Here is a 14,952-nt window from a genome sequence, read left to right as displayed (position 1 = left end):
TGCTTTTCGAACATATTCGTCCTATTATCTCGCGCTCCTGATGGCAAGCACATCAGCATCAGCCGCTGAAGCGAGCCGCGCGCCCGCGGGCCAGCTTCCCGATGGCACACCGGTCGAAGCGATCACCCTGTCCAACGGGCATGGCGTTTCCGCCAGGATACTCACCTATGGCGCGACCTTGCAATCGCTGAGCGGCCCCGACCGCGACGGCAAGCAGGCGGACGTTCTGTTGGGCTATGACGATCTGGCCGGCTATCTGGCGCGTCCCGATTATTTCGGCGTCACCGTCGGCCGCTACGCCAACCGGATCGCGGGCGGCAAGTTCACACTCGACGGACAGAGCTATCAGCTGCCGCTCAACGACAAGGGCAACACGCTGCACGGCGGCGGGAAAGGGTTCGACAAGCAGGTCTGGAAGGTCGTCTCCCTGAGCAGCGGCCCCCGGCCCGAATTGGTCCTCTCCTACAGCAGCCCCGATGGAGAGGCGGGCTATCCCGGCCGGCTCGAGACCCGGATCAGCTACGCCCTGGATGAAAGCGGCGCACTGACCATCAGTTTCGAGGCGGAGGCGAGCAAGCCTACCATCGTCAACCTGACCAACCACGCCGTCTTCAACTTGGCAGGGGAGGGCGCGCCGGGCGGGGCGCTTGGCCATTTGCTGATGATTCCGGCAAAGGCTTATACGCCCGTGGATGCCGGGCTCATCCCCACGGGTGAGATCAGGCCGGTCGCAGGAACTCCTTTCGACTTTCGTACGCCCCGCCGCGTGGACGATGCCGTCCGTAACGGCGCCGACCCGCAGATCAGGGCCGGGCGCGGCTATGACCATAATTGGGTGTTGGACAAGGGAACGACCAAAACCCCTGAGCTGGCCGCCCGGCTGGAGGACCCCGTATCGGGCCGCGTCCTCGACGTGCTCAGCACCGAGCCGGGGCTGCAATTCTATTCCGGCAACTTTCTGGACGGCACTTTCATGGGCAAAAATGGTCATCTCTATCGCATGGGCGACGGCTTCGCGCTTGAGCCGCAGAAATTCCCAGACTCGCCCAACCATCCAAACTTCCCCTCCACCCGGGTCGATCCCGGCAAGCCCTACCGCCATGTCATGATCTACCGCCTGTCGGTGAGGCGCTGATCCGATGACGCAGTGGCAATTGATCAAGCGCGATATCCGCGACACGCTGGGCGAAGGCACCCTATGGTCCGCGCGCGAGAACGCGGTCTATTGGACGGACATACTCGCGCCCGCGCTCAACCGCCTGTCGCTTACCGACGGCAGCATCTCCCGCTGGGCGATGCCGGAGCCGATCGGCTGGGTTGCAGAGCGGCAGGGCGGCGGCTTCGTCGCCGGGCTGCAGAGCGGTTTCGCCCGTCTGTCGCTCGATCCGCTGACGATCGAGCCGATCGGCGATCCTGAGCCGCACTTGCCCGGCAACCGGATGAATGACGGGAAGGCTGACGCCGAAGGGCGCATCTGGTGCGGCACGATGGATATGGCTGAAGAGGCCGATGCGGGCGCCCTCTACCGGCTCGATCCGGACGGGCGCTGGATCCAGATGGACGGCGGCTATCGCGTGCCCAACGGCCCGGCCTTCTCCCCCTGCGGTCGCTGGCTCTACCATTCGGATACGGCCCGGCGCACCGTCTATCGCTTCGCACGCGCGGAGGGCGGCGGCCTGGCCGACCGGCAAGTCTTCATCCGCTTCGACGAAGAGGATGGCTATCCCGACGGCATGACTGCTGATGCGGACGGCCATCTGTGGATCGCGCATTGGGGCGGCGGGCGCGTCAGCCGTTTTACGCCCGAAGGAAAGCTCGACCGCGCCATTCCCTTGCCCGCGCGGCAGGTCACGAACATCTGCTTTGCCGGAGCAGGTCTTGACCGCATGTTCGTCAGCTCGGCGGCCGTGGGCCTCCCCGAAAGCGAATATGACGGCGCATTGTTTGAGGTGGAAGCGGGCGTGAAGGGCCTGCCCACGCCGCTCTTCGCAGGCTAGGAGGTGGGCGGCGCGGAACTGTCGCGCTGCACCAACTCGAAGCGGAAGGCGGGCGTTTCGGCTGGGCCATTAATCAGCGAATCGATCACCGCCGCCCCCATTTCGGCAAGCGGCTGGCGCACGGTGGTGAGCGGAGGCCAGGCGGTCAGGCTGGCTGGCGTATCGTCGAACCCGACAACCGACAGATCCTGCGGCACATGCAGCCCGCGCCGCCGCGCCAGCGCCAGCAGGCCAAGCGCCATGTCGTCATTGGTCGCGAAGATCGCGGTCGGCGGCTCGGCCAGGCTCAGCAATTGCTCGCCTGCCGCGATGCCGGACGCATAATCGAACCCGCCCTCGACGAACAGGCTCTCCTCACAAGGCAGACCCGCCGCCGCCAGCCCGTCCCGAAATCCGTCGACCCGGCATGCCGCCGCGCCATGGCTGGGCGGCGGGGTGATAATGCCGATGCGGCGATGACCCAGCGCGATCAGATGATCGGCCACCATCCTGCCGGCGGCGCGTTCGGGCGTGGGGATGTTGAGGCCCTGCGCGCTCACCGACCCCGCGATCAGCGCGCAGGGCAGCTTCCGCTCGGCCAACCACTGCAGCACCGCCGGATCGTCCGACAGCGGCGGGGCCAGGAACACCCCGTCCGGACGGAGCGCGGCCACAAGCCCTTCCAGAATTTCAAACCGCGCCTCACCCTCCAGCGGGATCAGTTCGACGACCAGATGGTAGCCCAGTTCCCGGCAACGGTTCACCGCGCCCGCCTGGATGCCGCTGATATAGCTCGCCACCGGGTTGTTGTAGAGGAAGGCGATCATGAACGACCGGCCACCCGCCAGCCGCCGCGCGGATTGATTGGGGCGATAGTCGAGCTGGCTGATCGCCGCTATCACCCGCTCGCGCAGCTCCGCACTGACATTGGGGGCCTTGTTCACCACCCGCGAAACGGTCTTGATCGAGACGCGGGCGAGCGCCGCTACGTCATGGATGCTTGGCATGGATGTCCTGCCGCGCATGAAGTTCGCGTCTCATGATGGGCGATAGGCTTTCATGCGATCGCCTTGGCATGGAAAAGCGGCAGAAAACAAGCATTCCCCGCCGCTATCGGGATGAAATTTGCAACCAATCATTCTGCATCAAAAAAGAGCTTGATTGATCAGCTCAACTCTCTAAAAGCCCGAGACAGCGTTGTCATTCACCGAATGGCAATGACGTCATCCCGGACGGTTGCGGACTAACTGCACAAGGACGCCGCCGTCCGGGATGCGCTTTCACCGCGCCTCTCTATCTTTCCAGCCATGTGCGCCGATCAGCGGCACGAAGCGCACTGCCTCCAGCGCCTGCGTCTCGAACGCGTCCTCGCCAGTCCGAGTCATACGGATGAGCTGCTGCTCGCCCGCTTCGCCGACCGGAATCACCAGTCGCCCACCGATCCTTAATTGCTCGCGCAACGGAGGGGGTACGGCAGGGCCTCCTGCCGCAACCAATATGGCGTCGAAAGGCGCTTGCTCCGGCCATCCTTCCGTACCGTCGCCGGTGCGGATCGACACATTGTCATAGCCCAGCCGTTCCATACGTACGCGCGCCAGGGCCGCCAGTTCACCAAGCCGATCGATCGCAAAGACATGCGCGGCAAGGCGGCTCATGATCGCGGCGGCATAGCCGGAACCCACGCCGATCTCCAGCACCCGGTCCCGCGGGCCGACTGCCGCGGCCTCGATCATCCGGGCGACGATATAGGGCTGCGATATCGTCTGGCCTCCCTCGACGGGCAGCGGCCTGTCCTCATAGGCCAGATCGCGCAGCTCCTCGGGAACGAAATTCTCGCGCGGCACTTGGCCCATGGCAGCCAGCAACCGTGGCCCACCAACGCCGCGGCGGGCGATTTGCCGCTCCACCATCATCTGGCGCAGGCGCTCCATGTCCGCCATGCTGCCTCCGGTCATGTGATCGGAAAGGCGCGACTCGGCCGCACCGTCCGCCGCCACCATAGCCCTTCGCCGCGCCTGGCGCGTTGACCTTCATCAATGGCCCTTACGCCCGCAAAGAGTTGGCGGGCCATTCACCATCTTCCCCCCAATCGGACGGTTGGCTGTTCAAAAACAAAGCGTTATGATGACGGACACAGCTTTTTTCCTGAGGTCGCCGTATTGGACATGATGCTGCCGACCCATGAGGCGTCCCTGCGATGGACGCCGCTATTCGCAGCTGCTGAGCGGCTGGCGAATGCGCGATCGCTCGGCGATGTCGTAGAGGTCGTGCGGACGGCTGCGCGCACCATTGCCGGGGCGCAGGGAATCACGGTGGTTCTGGGCGAAGGGGACGAGTGCTTCTATGTCGCCGAAGACGCCATCGAACCTCTTTGGGCGGGCCAGCGCTTTCCACGCTCATCCTGTGTGTCGGGCTGGGTGATGATCCATGGCGAACCGGCCATCATCCGGGACATCTCCACTGATCCTCGCGTACCCTATCATCTTTACAGCGCCACCTTCGTCCGCAGCATGGTGATGATGCCGGTCGATACGGGATCAAAGCCGATGGCCATCGGCGCCTATTGGGCAGAGACGGATGCGCCTGATCAGCTATCTATCGAAATGTTGGGCCAGCTGGCTCGCCTGGTGGGTGCGGCCGTACGCAACGTATCGCTGCAAACCTCGTTCGAAATCGTCAACCGCATGGGCGCGGCCGTGGCGGCGGAACAGAATCTCGACGTCATCGTGCAGACGATAACCGACGCCGCCGTTGAACTGACCGGCGCGGAATTTGGCGCCTTTTTCTACAATCTGGTCGATCAGCATGGTGAGAGCTACATGCTCTACAGCCTTTCCGGCGCCCCGCGCCAGGCGTTCGCCAACTTCCCGATGCCGCGCAACACCGCCGTCTTCGCCACCACTTTCTCGGGGGAGGGGATCGTGCGATCGGACGATATCCGGCAGGACTCCCGCTACGGCCGCAACGCTCCGCACAAAGGCATGCCGCCCGGTCATCTGCCCGTCGTCAGCTATCTTGCCGTTCCGGTCGTATCGCATAGCGGCGAAGTGCAGGGCGGCCTCTTCTTCGGTCATCATCTGCCGGGCCGCTTCACCCCCGAACATGAAAAGATCATGGCGGGCGTGGCGGGGCACGCCGCCATCGCCATCGACAATGCGCGCCTACACCACAAGGCGCAGCGTGAAATCGCGGCCCGCACCGTGGCGGAGGGGGAGCTGCGCCAGCTCAACGCTACGCTGGAACAGCGCATCGAGCAGCGCACGGAACAGATCCGCGCCGCCTTTCGCGAGCTGGAACAGAGCGAGCGGCGCTTCGGGCTGCTGGTCCAGGGCGTAACCGACTATGCGATGTGCATGCTCGATGCGAACGGCACGATCACCAACTGGAATGCCGGGGCGGAACGGATCAAGGGCTATTCCGCGCATGAGATTGTCGGCCGGCATTTCTCCTGCTTCTACACCGAACCCGACCGGGAAGCGGGCCTGCCCGCCCGCACGCTGGAGGTCGCCACCGGCACCGGCCGGTTCGAAGCGGAAGGGTGGCGTGTGCGCAAGGACGGCACGCAATTCTGGGCCAGCATCATTGTCGATGCCATCCATGATGATCAGGGCCGGTTGATCGGTTTCGCCAAGGTAACGCGTGATCTCACCGAAAAGCGTGCGGTCGAGGAACAGCTGCGTCAGGCGCAGAAGATGGAGGCGGTGGGACAGCTGACCGGCGGGATCGCCCACGACTTCAACAATCTGCTGACCGTCATCAACGGCAATATCGAACTGGCCGAGCGCGGCCTTTCCAATGGCGGCGATCCGGACAAGGCGATGCGCGCGATCGCCAATGCCAGGCAGGGGGCGGAACGTGCGGCCGCGCTGACGCAGCGCCTGCTCGCCTTTTCGCGCCGCCAGCCGCTGTCGCCCAAGCCGCTGCATCTCGACCGCGTGGTCGAGGGGCTGTCCGATCTGCTGAAGCGGGCCTTGGGTGAACTCATTCAGCTCAAGACGGTCGGCGGGCCGCATCTCTGGCCTGTCGAAGCCGATCCAAACCAGATCGAAAGCGCTCTGCTCAACCTCGCCGTCAATGCGCGGGATGCGATGCCGGACGGCGGCACGCTGACGATCGAAACCGGTAACGCCCATCTCGACAGTGGCTACGCTGCTGCCTGCGGCGATGTCGCGCCCGGCAACTATGTCATGGTCGCGGTCAGCGATACCGGCACGGGCATGGCTCCGCCCGTCCTGTCCCGCATCTTCGAACCCTTCTTCACCACGAAGGAAATCGGGCGTGGTACAGGGCTTGGCCTCAGCCAGGTCTATGGCTTCGTCAAGCAATCGGGCGGTCATGTGGAGGTTCTGTCCGAACAAGGGCTGGGGACCACCGTCAAAATCTACCTGCCGCGCTTCACCGGCGATGCGGAGCGGGTGCAGGAGGAGAGGGGCACGGCCCACAAGTTGTCGGCCTCGGGAGAAACCATCTTGGTGGTCGAGGATGATGACGCCGTCCGCGCCTATTCGGTCGAGATATTGCGGGACATGGGCTATCAGGCGCTGGAGGCGGCGGACGGTCATGCCGCGCTGCGCCTGATCGAGGCGGATGGCCAGCCGATCGACCTGCTCTTCACCGACGTCGTGATGCCGGGAATGTCAGGCAAGGAACTGAGCGAACGCGCCCGTGCGCTACAGCCGCAGCTCAAGATTCTCTACACCAGCGGCTATACCCGCGACGGCTTCCTGCGCGACGGAAAGCTCGACCCTGGCATTGCGCTGCTGCCTAAGCCCTTCACCTCGCAAGACCTGGCCAGCCGCCTGCGTGACATACTGGACCGCGACTGAGCCCGACTTCGTCATCCCGAAATTGTTAGGCCGTGCCAGTCCTCAGGCCGACAGTCTCAAGGTTCGTTGAGCGCGATATCCATGTCCGCCAGCGCCAGCCGCAACAATTCGGCCATGGCGGAGCGCGCCGCCGCCGTGTCGCGGGCGGCAATAGCCTCGAACACCGCGCGATGATCGGGCAGCGGATTGCGCGGCGGTGCTGTCTTCCGCTGCTTGAAGGTGGTTGTCCAGCTGACCGCCGCGCCCACGGAGCTTGCCAGCGCGGCCAGCGCGTCATTCTGCGTCGCGGCCAGTATCGCGTGGTGGAATAGCTGATCCGCCGCGCGCCCTTCCTCTGTCGCCAACCCATGCTGGCCCATCGCGGCGAGCGCTTGCTCCATTGTTGCCAGCTGGGCCTCGGTCCGCCGCCGCGCTGCCAGTTCCGCCGCCGCAGGTTCGATCAGCCCGCGCAGTTCGAACAGGTCGCGCACGAAGGCAGGATCGGGCTCCCCCGCAAACATCCAGGCCAGCATTTCTGGGTCCAGCACATTCCAGCGGCTGCGCGGCAGCACGCGGGTGCCCGCCTTGGGGCGGCTTTCCAGCATGCCTTTGGCGATCAGGATGCGCACGGCCTCGCGATAGGCGGTGCGGGACACGCCCAGCCGCTCGGCCGCCTCGATTTCGCCTTCGAACAGGTCGCCGGGTTTATGGACCCCTGCGACGATCGCAGTGCCCAGTTGGCGGGCGATCGCCTGGTGGATGCGAAGCGTGCCTTCCTCATGTCCGAACATGCGTTCAGCCGAATGCTTGCCTTCGCTACCCAACGCGCGCTCCCTAGTTGGTCATCGAACGCAGCCGTACGGCAATGCCGCCAGCAAGGAAAGCCGTTCATCTCCCGCCGCAGCCAGCTTCTTCAGGTGCCCTCCGACAGGATCAATGATTGTCGCGCGGCAGCCCCTTGGTCTGGGCGATGCGCTGATATTTCTCCGCACCTTCCAAAATCGCGCCGCTGTCCATCTGCCCCACCAGCGCCCTCTGGATTTCCTGCCAGGGCGTCTGTGAAGCCGGATAGGCATAGCCGCCCTGCGCCACCAGGGCCGATCGCCGTGCCTCCAACTCCTCGTCCGGAATGAGGACATTCACCGTGCCTGTGTTCAGGTCCATGCGTACCCGGTCGCCCGTCTTCAACAGCGCAAGCCCACCCATTGCCGCCGCCTCGGGCGAGGCGTTCAGGATCGACGGACTGCCGCTGGTGCCAGATTGCCGCCCGTCGCCGATGCAGGGCAGAGCGCTCACGCCTTCGGTGATCAGATAGGCGGGCGGCCGCATGTTCACGACCTCCGCCGCGCCCGGATAGCCGATCGGCCCGGCGCCGCGCATGAACATCAGCGTGTCGGGCGTGATGCCGACCGCCGGATCGTCGATCCGCGCATGATAATCCTCCGGCCCGTCGAACACGACCGCAGGCCCCTCGAACGCATTGGGATCGTTGGGGTTGGACAGATAGCGCTGGCGGAATTCGTCGCTGATGACGCTGGTCTTCATGATGGCCGCGTCGAACAGATTGCCGGACAGGACAAGGAACCCGGCCTCCGCCTTCAACGGCTGCGCGAAGGGGCGGATGACCTTCTCATCCTCGATTTCGACGCCCCGGCAATTCTCGCTGATGGTCCGGCCGTTGACGGTCATCGCGCCTTCGCGGATCAGCCCTTGGGCGATCAGCTGCCCGACCACCGCAGGCACGCCGCCCGCATGATAATAATCCTCGCCCAGATATTCGCCCGCAGGCTGCAGGTTCACCAGCAGCGGCACCTTGTGCCCCACCGTCTCCCAATCCTTGAGCGGCAGTTCGACGCCGACATGCCGTGCGATCGCCGCCAGGTGGATCGGCGCATTGGTCGAACCGCCGATCGCCGAATTGACCACGATCGCGTTGTGAAAGGCGTCCAGCGTCAGGATGTCGGAAGGCTTCAGGTCCTCCGCCACCATCTCCACGATCCGCTTGCCGGTGCGGTAAGCGGCTTCCTGCCGGTCGCGATAGGGCGCGGGGATTGCCGCCGATCCGGGCAGCATCATGCCCAGCGCTTCGGCCAGCGAGTTCATCGTCGTCGCCGTGCCCATCGTGTTGCAATAGCCGGTCGAGGGCGCGGACGACGCCACCAGCTTGATAAAGCCCTCATCATCGATCTTGCCCGCCGCGAGCAGCTGCCGCGCATGCCAGACGATCGTGCCCGAACCTGTCCGCTCCCCCTTGTGCCAGCCGTTCAGCATCGGCCCGACCGACAGCGCGATCGCGGGAATATTGACCGTGGCCGCCGCCATCAGCAGCGCCGGCGTCGTCTTGTCGCATCCGGTGGTCAGCACCACGCCATCGATCGGATAGCCGTAAAGCGCCTCGACCAGCCCCAGATAGGCGAGGTTGCGGTCCAGCCCGGCGGTCGGACGCTTGCCCGTTTCCTGTATCGGGTGGACGGGAAATTCGAGCGCTATGCCGCCCATTTCGCGAATGCCCTCGCGCATCCGTTCCGCCAGCACCAGATGGTGACGGTTACAGGGCGACAGATCGCTGCCGGTCTGGGCGATGCCGATGATCGGCCTGCCGCTGCGCAGTTCCTCCAGCGTCAGGCCGAAATTCAGGTAACGCTCCAAATAGAGCGCGGTCATGTCGATATTATCGGGGTTGTCGAACCAGGCGCGGCTGCGCAATTTCCGGTCGGTGGGGAACGATGCGGCCATGAAAGCATCCTGAGAAAGATGGGGCGGCGCGACAGATTGACGCCTTCGCCTGATCCATATACTCATACAAATACCGAGACAAGGATGGATTATATTTTCTCGTGAAACTCCTGGCACCCTGTAGTGCAGGCGCTCCGGCATGAGCGGCTATGAGGTCGTAGGCGATTGGGGCACAAGCCGTCTGCGCCTGTTCCGCATCGAACAGGGGCAAGCCGTTGCGCGCCTCGCAGGCCCCGGCATCGCCGCGGCTGGCGCGCAGGCGGAAGCGGCTTTCGCAGAAACCATCGCGCCCTGGCTGAAAGAGGGCATGCCCGGCCAAATCCGCCTTTGCGGCATGGCGGGAGCGCGGGACGGCTGGGTGGAGGCGCCCTATGCCGATTGCCCCGCCGCCGCGCGTGACTGGCGCTCTGCCGCCGCTCGGTTCGACTGGCGGGGCGTGCCTGTCTCCATTCTCGCCGGGCTCGCCTGCACGGACGGCGATGGCGTGGCGGACGTCATGCGGGGTGAGGAAACCCAGCTGTTCGGCGCAATCCAGCAGCACCCCGAACTGGCCGAGGGACGGCAACTGATCGTCCTGCCCGGTACGCACAATAAGTGGACGCTGGTCGAAGACGGCCGCATCATCGCCTTCCGAACGGTCCCTACGGGGGAGCTGTACGCGCTGCTCCACGATCAATCGACCCTTGGACCCAAGTCGGACACGCGCGATCCTTCGCTGGAAAGCGAAGGCTTCGCTGAAGGGCTCGGCCGGGCAGGGGAGGGCCGTCTGCTGACCAGCCTCTTTGCCGCCCGCGCCATGCGCCTTCGCGCCGGGCGGTCTCCCGACTGGGCGGCGGGTTATCTGTCCGGCCTGCTCATAGGTTGCGAGATTGCCGAGATTCTCAAGATATTGGGGACAGCAGGCAACATCACATTGATCGGCGACCAGCGCCTGTGCGCCCGTTACGCGCATGCGCTGGAAGTGCGCGGTCTTTCCAGCCACATGCTCGATGGTGACGATTGCGTGCTCGCGGGCCTCACCCTACCGGAGAATGACGCATGACACTCGACGCCCTGCTCGCCGACGGCGCCCCTCCGATCGCCGCCATCCTGCGCGGCCTGCGCCCCGATGAAGCCCCGGCGATCGGCGCGGCCCTCATCGATGCGGGCATCCGCATCTTGGAAGTGCCGCTGAATTCACCCGACCCGCTGGAGAGCATCGCCATGCTTCAGCAGGCGTTCGGCGATCGCGCGCTGATCGGCGGCGGCACCGTGCTGACGGTCGATGCGGTGGAGGATCTGCACCGCAGCGGCGGCCGCATCATGGTGACGCCAAACACCGACGCTGCCGTCATCGCGCGCGGCGCGGAATTGGGCCTTGAACTGCTGCCCGGCTTCATGACTCCCAGCGAAGCGTTTGTGGCCGTAAAGGCTGGTGCCCGCCGCCTGAAGCTCTTCCCCGCGGCGCAACTCGGCCCGTCCTATATCAAGGCGGTGAAGGAAGTTCTGCCGCGCCATGTCGGCCTCTGGGCCGTAGGCGGCGCGGGCGCGGACACGATCGGCCAGTGGCTCGCGGCCGGGTGCGAAGGCATCGGCGTCGGCGGCGCGCTCTACCGCCCCGGCGACAGCGCCGATCTGGTGGGCGAGCGGGCCGCAGCCCTGGTCGCCGCCTGGCGCGCGATCTGACGCGGCGGCCGCCTCTCGCCCGATCCCCGGCCTTGCCCTCTACCCCCGTTCGTTTCGAGCGAAGTCGTGCGAGTTGCGTTCTAAGGCGGGGCGGAGTCCAGGCCCCAAAAATGCCTTACCCCGCCTGCCGCGCGTCCTGCCGGTCCAGCATTTCCCGCACCTTGGCGGCCAGATCCGCATAGCTGAAAGGCTTGGTCAGCAACTCGACGCCGGGGTCCAGCCGCCCATGATGGAAGATCGCGTTGCGCGCATAGCCGGTCGCAAACAATATCTTCAGGTCCGGCTTCCGCGCTGCGGCTTCCCGCGCGACATCCGCGCCAGTCATTCCGCCCGGCAGCACCACATCGGTGAACAGCAGGTCGACCGGCGGCACGGCGCGATCCAGCGCGTCCAGCGCGGCCGGGCCGTTGCTCGCCTCGATCACGCGATATCCCAGTTCGCTCAGCACCTCGACGGCATAAGCCCGCACCTTGTCGTCATCCTCGCACACCAGCACCGTTTCATGGCCGCCGCCGCCAGGCGCGCGGCGAGACTCCTCCGACCGGTCATTCGCCGGCACCGGACCATGATGGCGCGGCAGGTAGATTTTGACGCTCGTTCCCTGCCCAACCTCCGAATAGACGCGGATGTGGCCACCGGATTGTTTGATGAAGCCATAGACCATCGACAGTCCCAGGCCCGTGCCGCGCCCCACCTCCTTGGTGGTGAAAAAGGGCTCGATCGCATGGCTCAGAGTGTCGGGGTCCATGCCCTGGCCGGTATCGGACATGCAGATCAGCACATATTGGCCGGGCAGGACATCTTCTTCCTGCGCGGCATAATGGTCATCGATATGCGTATTGGCGACCTCGATCGTCAGCTTGCCGCCGCCCGGCATCGCGTCGCGGGCGTTGACCGCCAGGCTGAGCAGCGCATTTTCCATCTGGTTGATATCGATTTCCACTGGCCAGGCGCGGGCTGCCTGGATCGTCTCCACCTCGATCGTTTCGCCCAGCGTGCGGCTGAGCAGGTCCGACATATTGCTGACCAGCCGGTTGGGGTCGGCGCGCACCGGCGCCAGCGGCTGGCGGCGGGAAAAGGCCAGCAACCGCTGCGTCAGCATCGTCGCCCGCTGGGCTCCCGCCATGGCGTTGTCCGCCGCCCGCCGCAGCTTGTCCTCTTCCCTCAGCCCGCGTTGCAGCAATTCCAGATTGCCGGTCACGATCTGCAGCAGATTGTTGAAGTCGTGCGCGACGCCGCCGGTCAGCTGCCCCAGCGTCTCCATCTTCTGCGCCTGCCGCAACGCCGCCTCCGTATCGGCCAGCGCCCTCGCATGGGCGCGCTGCTCGGTAACATCGCGCGCCACGCAATAGATCAGGCCATTGTCCGGCACCGCCGTCCAGCTGAAGTTGCGATAGCTGCCGTCCTTCGCCCGAAACCGGTTCTCGAACCGCAATGTCGGCAATCCTTGCTGAAGCGTCGCCAATTCGCTCCGCACCCGCGCCACATCGTCCGGGTGCTCCATCCATTCCGACGTCCGGCCGACCAATTCCTCCTGGGTCCATCCCAATATGTCGGTCCATGCCGGGCTGGCTGACAGCCATGTACCCCCCATGTCGGCCACCAGGAACGGATCGCGCGCCAGCGTCCATAAGCGGTTACGCTCGGCCTGCATGTCGCGCTCTGCCTTTACCCGCTGCGTCGTCTCACTGACGATGCACAATGCGCCGCCGATCGATCCGTCGCCTTCGAATACGGGCGAATAGCTGATGTCGAAAAATACCTCTTCGCCCCGACCGCTGTCCCGCTCGATATAAAAGGGGCGATCCTTGGCATGGACGGTCTCGCCCTGCTCGACTACGGACAGCAGCAGGGGCTCAAGATCATGCCACAGCTCGGCCCAGCCCTCGCGCGCTGGACGGCCAAGCGCGGTGGGATGCTTGTCGCCGATCGTCGGCGCATAGGCTTCATTATAGAGCGCACACAGGTCCGGACCCCAGAACAGCACGATCTCCGCCTTGGACGACAGCATCAGCCGCACCGTGGATACCAGAGCGGGCGACCATTGATCGACCGGCCCCAGCGGCGACTGGCCGCCGATACGAGCGGTCAGCTCGCCTAGCGGTCCGTGCGCGGCGATCATCGTGGCGATGTTGTTCGCCGTCGCCGTCATCGATTATCCTCTGTTAAGAACCGCATAGCCGAACATACGCCTGTCCACTCATTTGTATCCCCCGCAGCCTGCCTGCTGCGACCTTTTGTCTCAGGGTCGCCCTCTTGCAACGATGTGGGCATCGGCGCATGGATCGGCGCCATGACCGCAACTGCCCTCCGCCCGGCCATGTCCGCATCGCGCCCCGCGTCCATCGCCCGCTGGCTGCTCGCCGTTGCGGCGCTGGTTTTCTGCATGGTTGTGGTTGGCGGTATTACGCGCCTGACCGAATCAGGTCTGTCGATTACCCAGTGGAAGCCGATTACCGGCGCCATTCCGCCGATCACCCATGACCAGTGGATGGAGGCGTTTCGCCTCTATCAGCAGATTCCCGAATATCAGCAGCTTCGGCAGGGCATGACCCTTTCCGACTTCCAGTTCATCTTCTTCTGGGAATGGGTGCATCGGCTGCTCGGCCGTCTGATCGGCGTCGCGTTCGCGCTGCCGCTGCTGTGGTTCGCTTGGCGCCGCGCGATCCCTGAGGGCTATGGCCCGCGCCTTGTCGCGTTGCTCGCCTTGGGCGGGCTTCAGGGCGCGATCGGCTGGTGGATGGTGAAGTCGGGCCTGTCGGTGCGCACCGATGTCAGCCATTATCGCCTCGCCATTCATCTGCTGACCGCACTCTTCATCATGGGCGGCCTTATCTGGACCGCGCTCGACCTGCGCGCGCTGGCGCGTGATCCGGCGGCGCGGCCTGCGGCCTTGCGCCCCTTCGCTCTGGTCGTTCTGCTGATATTGTTCTTTCAGCTGCTGTTTGGCGCTTTCACCGCCGGGCTGGACGCGGGCTATGTCTCCAACACATGGCCGCTGATGAACGACCATTTCGTCCCTGAGGGCATAGAATGGCTTGGTTCGCTTTGGGCCACCATGTCCAGCGATCCCTATCTGGTTCACTTCATCCACCGCTGGTGGGCGTGGGTCGCCGCCGCCATGCTGATCCTGCTGGCGCGCAAGGCCAAGCGGGCGGGGCAGCGTGGGCCGTCGATCGCGATCAACGCGGCTGTCGGCACGCAGATCGCCCTCGGTATCGCCACCGTCATCAGCGGCATCGCCCTGCCGCTCGCGGTGCTTCATCAGGCGGTGGGCGCGCTGGTCGTCGCTTCGGCCGCGTGGGGCGCGCACGCGATAGGGACGCTCCGGGCATGAGCGGGGTCGCGCTCGTCTATACGCTGTTCGGCTCGGCTGAGGCAGCCGATCGTGTGGCGCGTCAGCTGATCGAGGAGCGGCTGGCCGCCTGCGCCAATATGCTGGGGCAGGCGACGTCCATCTACGAATGGAACGGCGTCATGGAAACGTCGGCCGAGGTGCCGGTGCTGTTCAAGACCACCCCCTCGCGCCGCGATGCGCTGATGGCGCGGATCGCCGAACTTCATGACTATGACGTGCCTGCGATCCTCGCTCTGCCGGTCGAAATGGCGGATCTCAGCTATGCAAAATGGGTCGCGGACCAGATCGCAAAGTGACGGGTATTATTTTACCCGTCAGGAAAGTGGCCGAATCTCTTGACTTCTGAAGGTGCGCCGGTCATTAGCGCCCATCTTTGAACGCCCTCAAAACACGTTCAATTCACTATTTCATT

General features: G+C 65.0%; 12 protein-coding genes. 7 read left to right on the top strand and 5 right to left on the bottom strand.

Annotation, left to right across the window (positions count from 1 at the left end; all coding sequences use genetic code 11):
• Positions 1 to 40 precede the first annotated feature (40 nt).
• Together ACZ5Y5_RS08550 and ACZ5Y5_RS08545 are read left to right on the top strand one after the other, a co-directional pair.
• Positions 41 to 1,135: an aldose epimerase family protein gene (locus ACZ5Y5_RS08550; protein WP_464808225.1), complete on the top strand. Its 1,095-nt coding sequence runs from the start codon at positions 41 to 43 to the stop codon at positions 1,133 to 1,135.
• Positions 1,136 to 1,139: 4 nt separating this feature from the next.
• A complete protein-coding gene (locus ACZ5Y5_RS08545) occupies positions 1,140 to 1,997 on the top strand; it encodes an SMP-30/gluconolactonase/LRE family protein (protein ID WP_464808224.1) in 858 nt (285 codons plus the stop codon).
• Here the strand turns inward: ACZ5Y5_RS08545 and ACZ5Y5_RS08540 are convergent.
• The gene (locus ACZ5Y5_RS08540; protein ID WP_464808223.1) at positions 1,994 to 2,983 is read right to left on the bottom strand and encodes a LacI family DNA-binding transcriptional regulator; all 990 of its coding nucleotides are present in this window, start codon (positions 2,981 to 2,983) and stop codon (positions 1,994 to 1,996) included. The genes ACZ5Y5_RS08545 and ACZ5Y5_RS08540 overlap by 4 nt on opposite strands.
• A 273-nt stretch (positions 2,984 to 3,256) precedes the next feature.
• Complete coding sequence (locus tag ACZ5Y5_RS08535; RefSeq protein WP_464808222.1) at positions 3,257 to 3,976, bottom strand: protein-L-isoaspartate(D-aspartate) O-methyltransferase; 720 nt, start codon at positions 3,974 to 3,976, stop codon at positions 3,257 to 3,259.
• 168 nt (positions 3,977 to 4,144) lie between these two features.
• Here ACZ5Y5_RS08535 and ACZ5Y5_RS08530 point away from each other — a divergent pair, with 168 nt between their 5' ends.
• Complete coding sequence (locus ACZ5Y5_RS08530) at positions 4,145 to 6,802, top strand: GAF domain-containing protein (RefSeq protein WP_464808221.1); 2,658 nt, start codon at positions 4,145 to 4,147, stop codon at positions 6,800 to 6,802.
• Between the two features lie 56 nt (positions 6,803 to 6,858).
• On the opposite strand, the gene ACZ5Y5_RS08525 is transcribed toward ACZ5Y5_RS08530, so the two are convergent.
• Positions 6,859 to 7,605, bottom strand: coding sequence for a FadR/GntR family transcriptional regulator (locus ACZ5Y5_RS08525; RefSeq protein ID WP_464808220.1), 747 nt, complete (start codon positions 7,603 to 7,605; stop codon positions 6,859 to 6,861).
• Between the two features lie 109 nt (positions 7,606 to 7,714).
• A complete protein-coding gene (locus ACZ5Y5_RS08520; RefSeq protein WP_464808219.1) occupies positions 7,715 to 9,517 on the bottom strand; it encodes an IlvD/Edd family dehydratase in 1,803 nt (600 codons plus the stop codon).
• A 139-nt stretch (positions 9,518 to 9,656) separates the two neighbouring features.
• Between ACZ5Y5_RS08520 and ACZ5Y5_RS08515 the strand changes: the two genes are divergently transcribed.
• Both ACZ5Y5_RS08515 and ACZ5Y5_RS08510 read left to right on the top strand, forming a co-directional pair.
• Positions 9,657 to 10,559: a 2-dehydro-3-deoxygalactonokinase gene (locus ACZ5Y5_RS08515; protein ID WP_464808218.1), complete on the top strand. Its 903-nt coding sequence runs from the start codon at positions 9,657 to 9,659 to the stop codon at positions 10,557 to 10,559.
• The gene (locus ACZ5Y5_RS08510) at positions 10,556 to 11,182 is read left to right on the top strand and encodes a 2-dehydro-3-deoxy-6-phosphogalactonate aldolase (protein WP_464808217.1); all 627 of its coding nucleotides are present in this window, start codon (positions 10,556 to 10,558) and stop codon (positions 11,180 to 11,182) included. Before ACZ5Y5_RS08515 ends, ACZ5Y5_RS08510 begins: the two co-directional genes overlap by 4 nt.
• A gap of 115 nt (positions 11,183 to 11,297) precedes the next feature.
• On the opposite strand, the gene ACZ5Y5_RS08505 is transcribed toward ACZ5Y5_RS08510, so the two are convergent.
• Positions 11,298 to 13,334 (bottom strand): hybrid sensor histidine kinase/response regulator, encoded by a 2,037-nt coding sequence (locus ACZ5Y5_RS08505; RefSeq protein ID WP_464808216.1) that lies wholly within the window; start codon positions 13,332 to 13,334, stop codon positions 11,298 to 11,300.
• A gap of 141 nt (positions 13,335 to 13,475) precedes the next feature.
• On the opposite strand from ACZ5Y5_RS08505, the gene ACZ5Y5_RS08500 reads away from it, so the two are divergent.
• A complete protein-coding gene (locus tag ACZ5Y5_RS08500) occupies positions 13,476 to 14,519 on the top strand; it encodes a COX15/CtaA family protein (protein WP_464808215.1) in 1,044 nt (347 codons plus the stop codon).
• A complete protein-coding gene (gene cutA / locus ACZ5Y5_RS08495) occupies positions 14,516 to 14,836 on the top strand; it encodes a divalent-cation tolerance protein CutA (protein ID WP_464808214.1) in 321 nt (106 codons plus the stop codon). The genes ACZ5Y5_RS08500 and cutA overlap by 4 nt, the downstream gene beginning before the upstream one ends.
• Positions 14,837 to 14,952: the final 116 nt, after the last annotated feature.

The sequence above is a fragment of the Sphingobium sp. TomTYG65 genome, from assembly GCF_055395525.1.
This window is presented reverse-complemented; position numbering and strand designations above follow the sequence as displayed.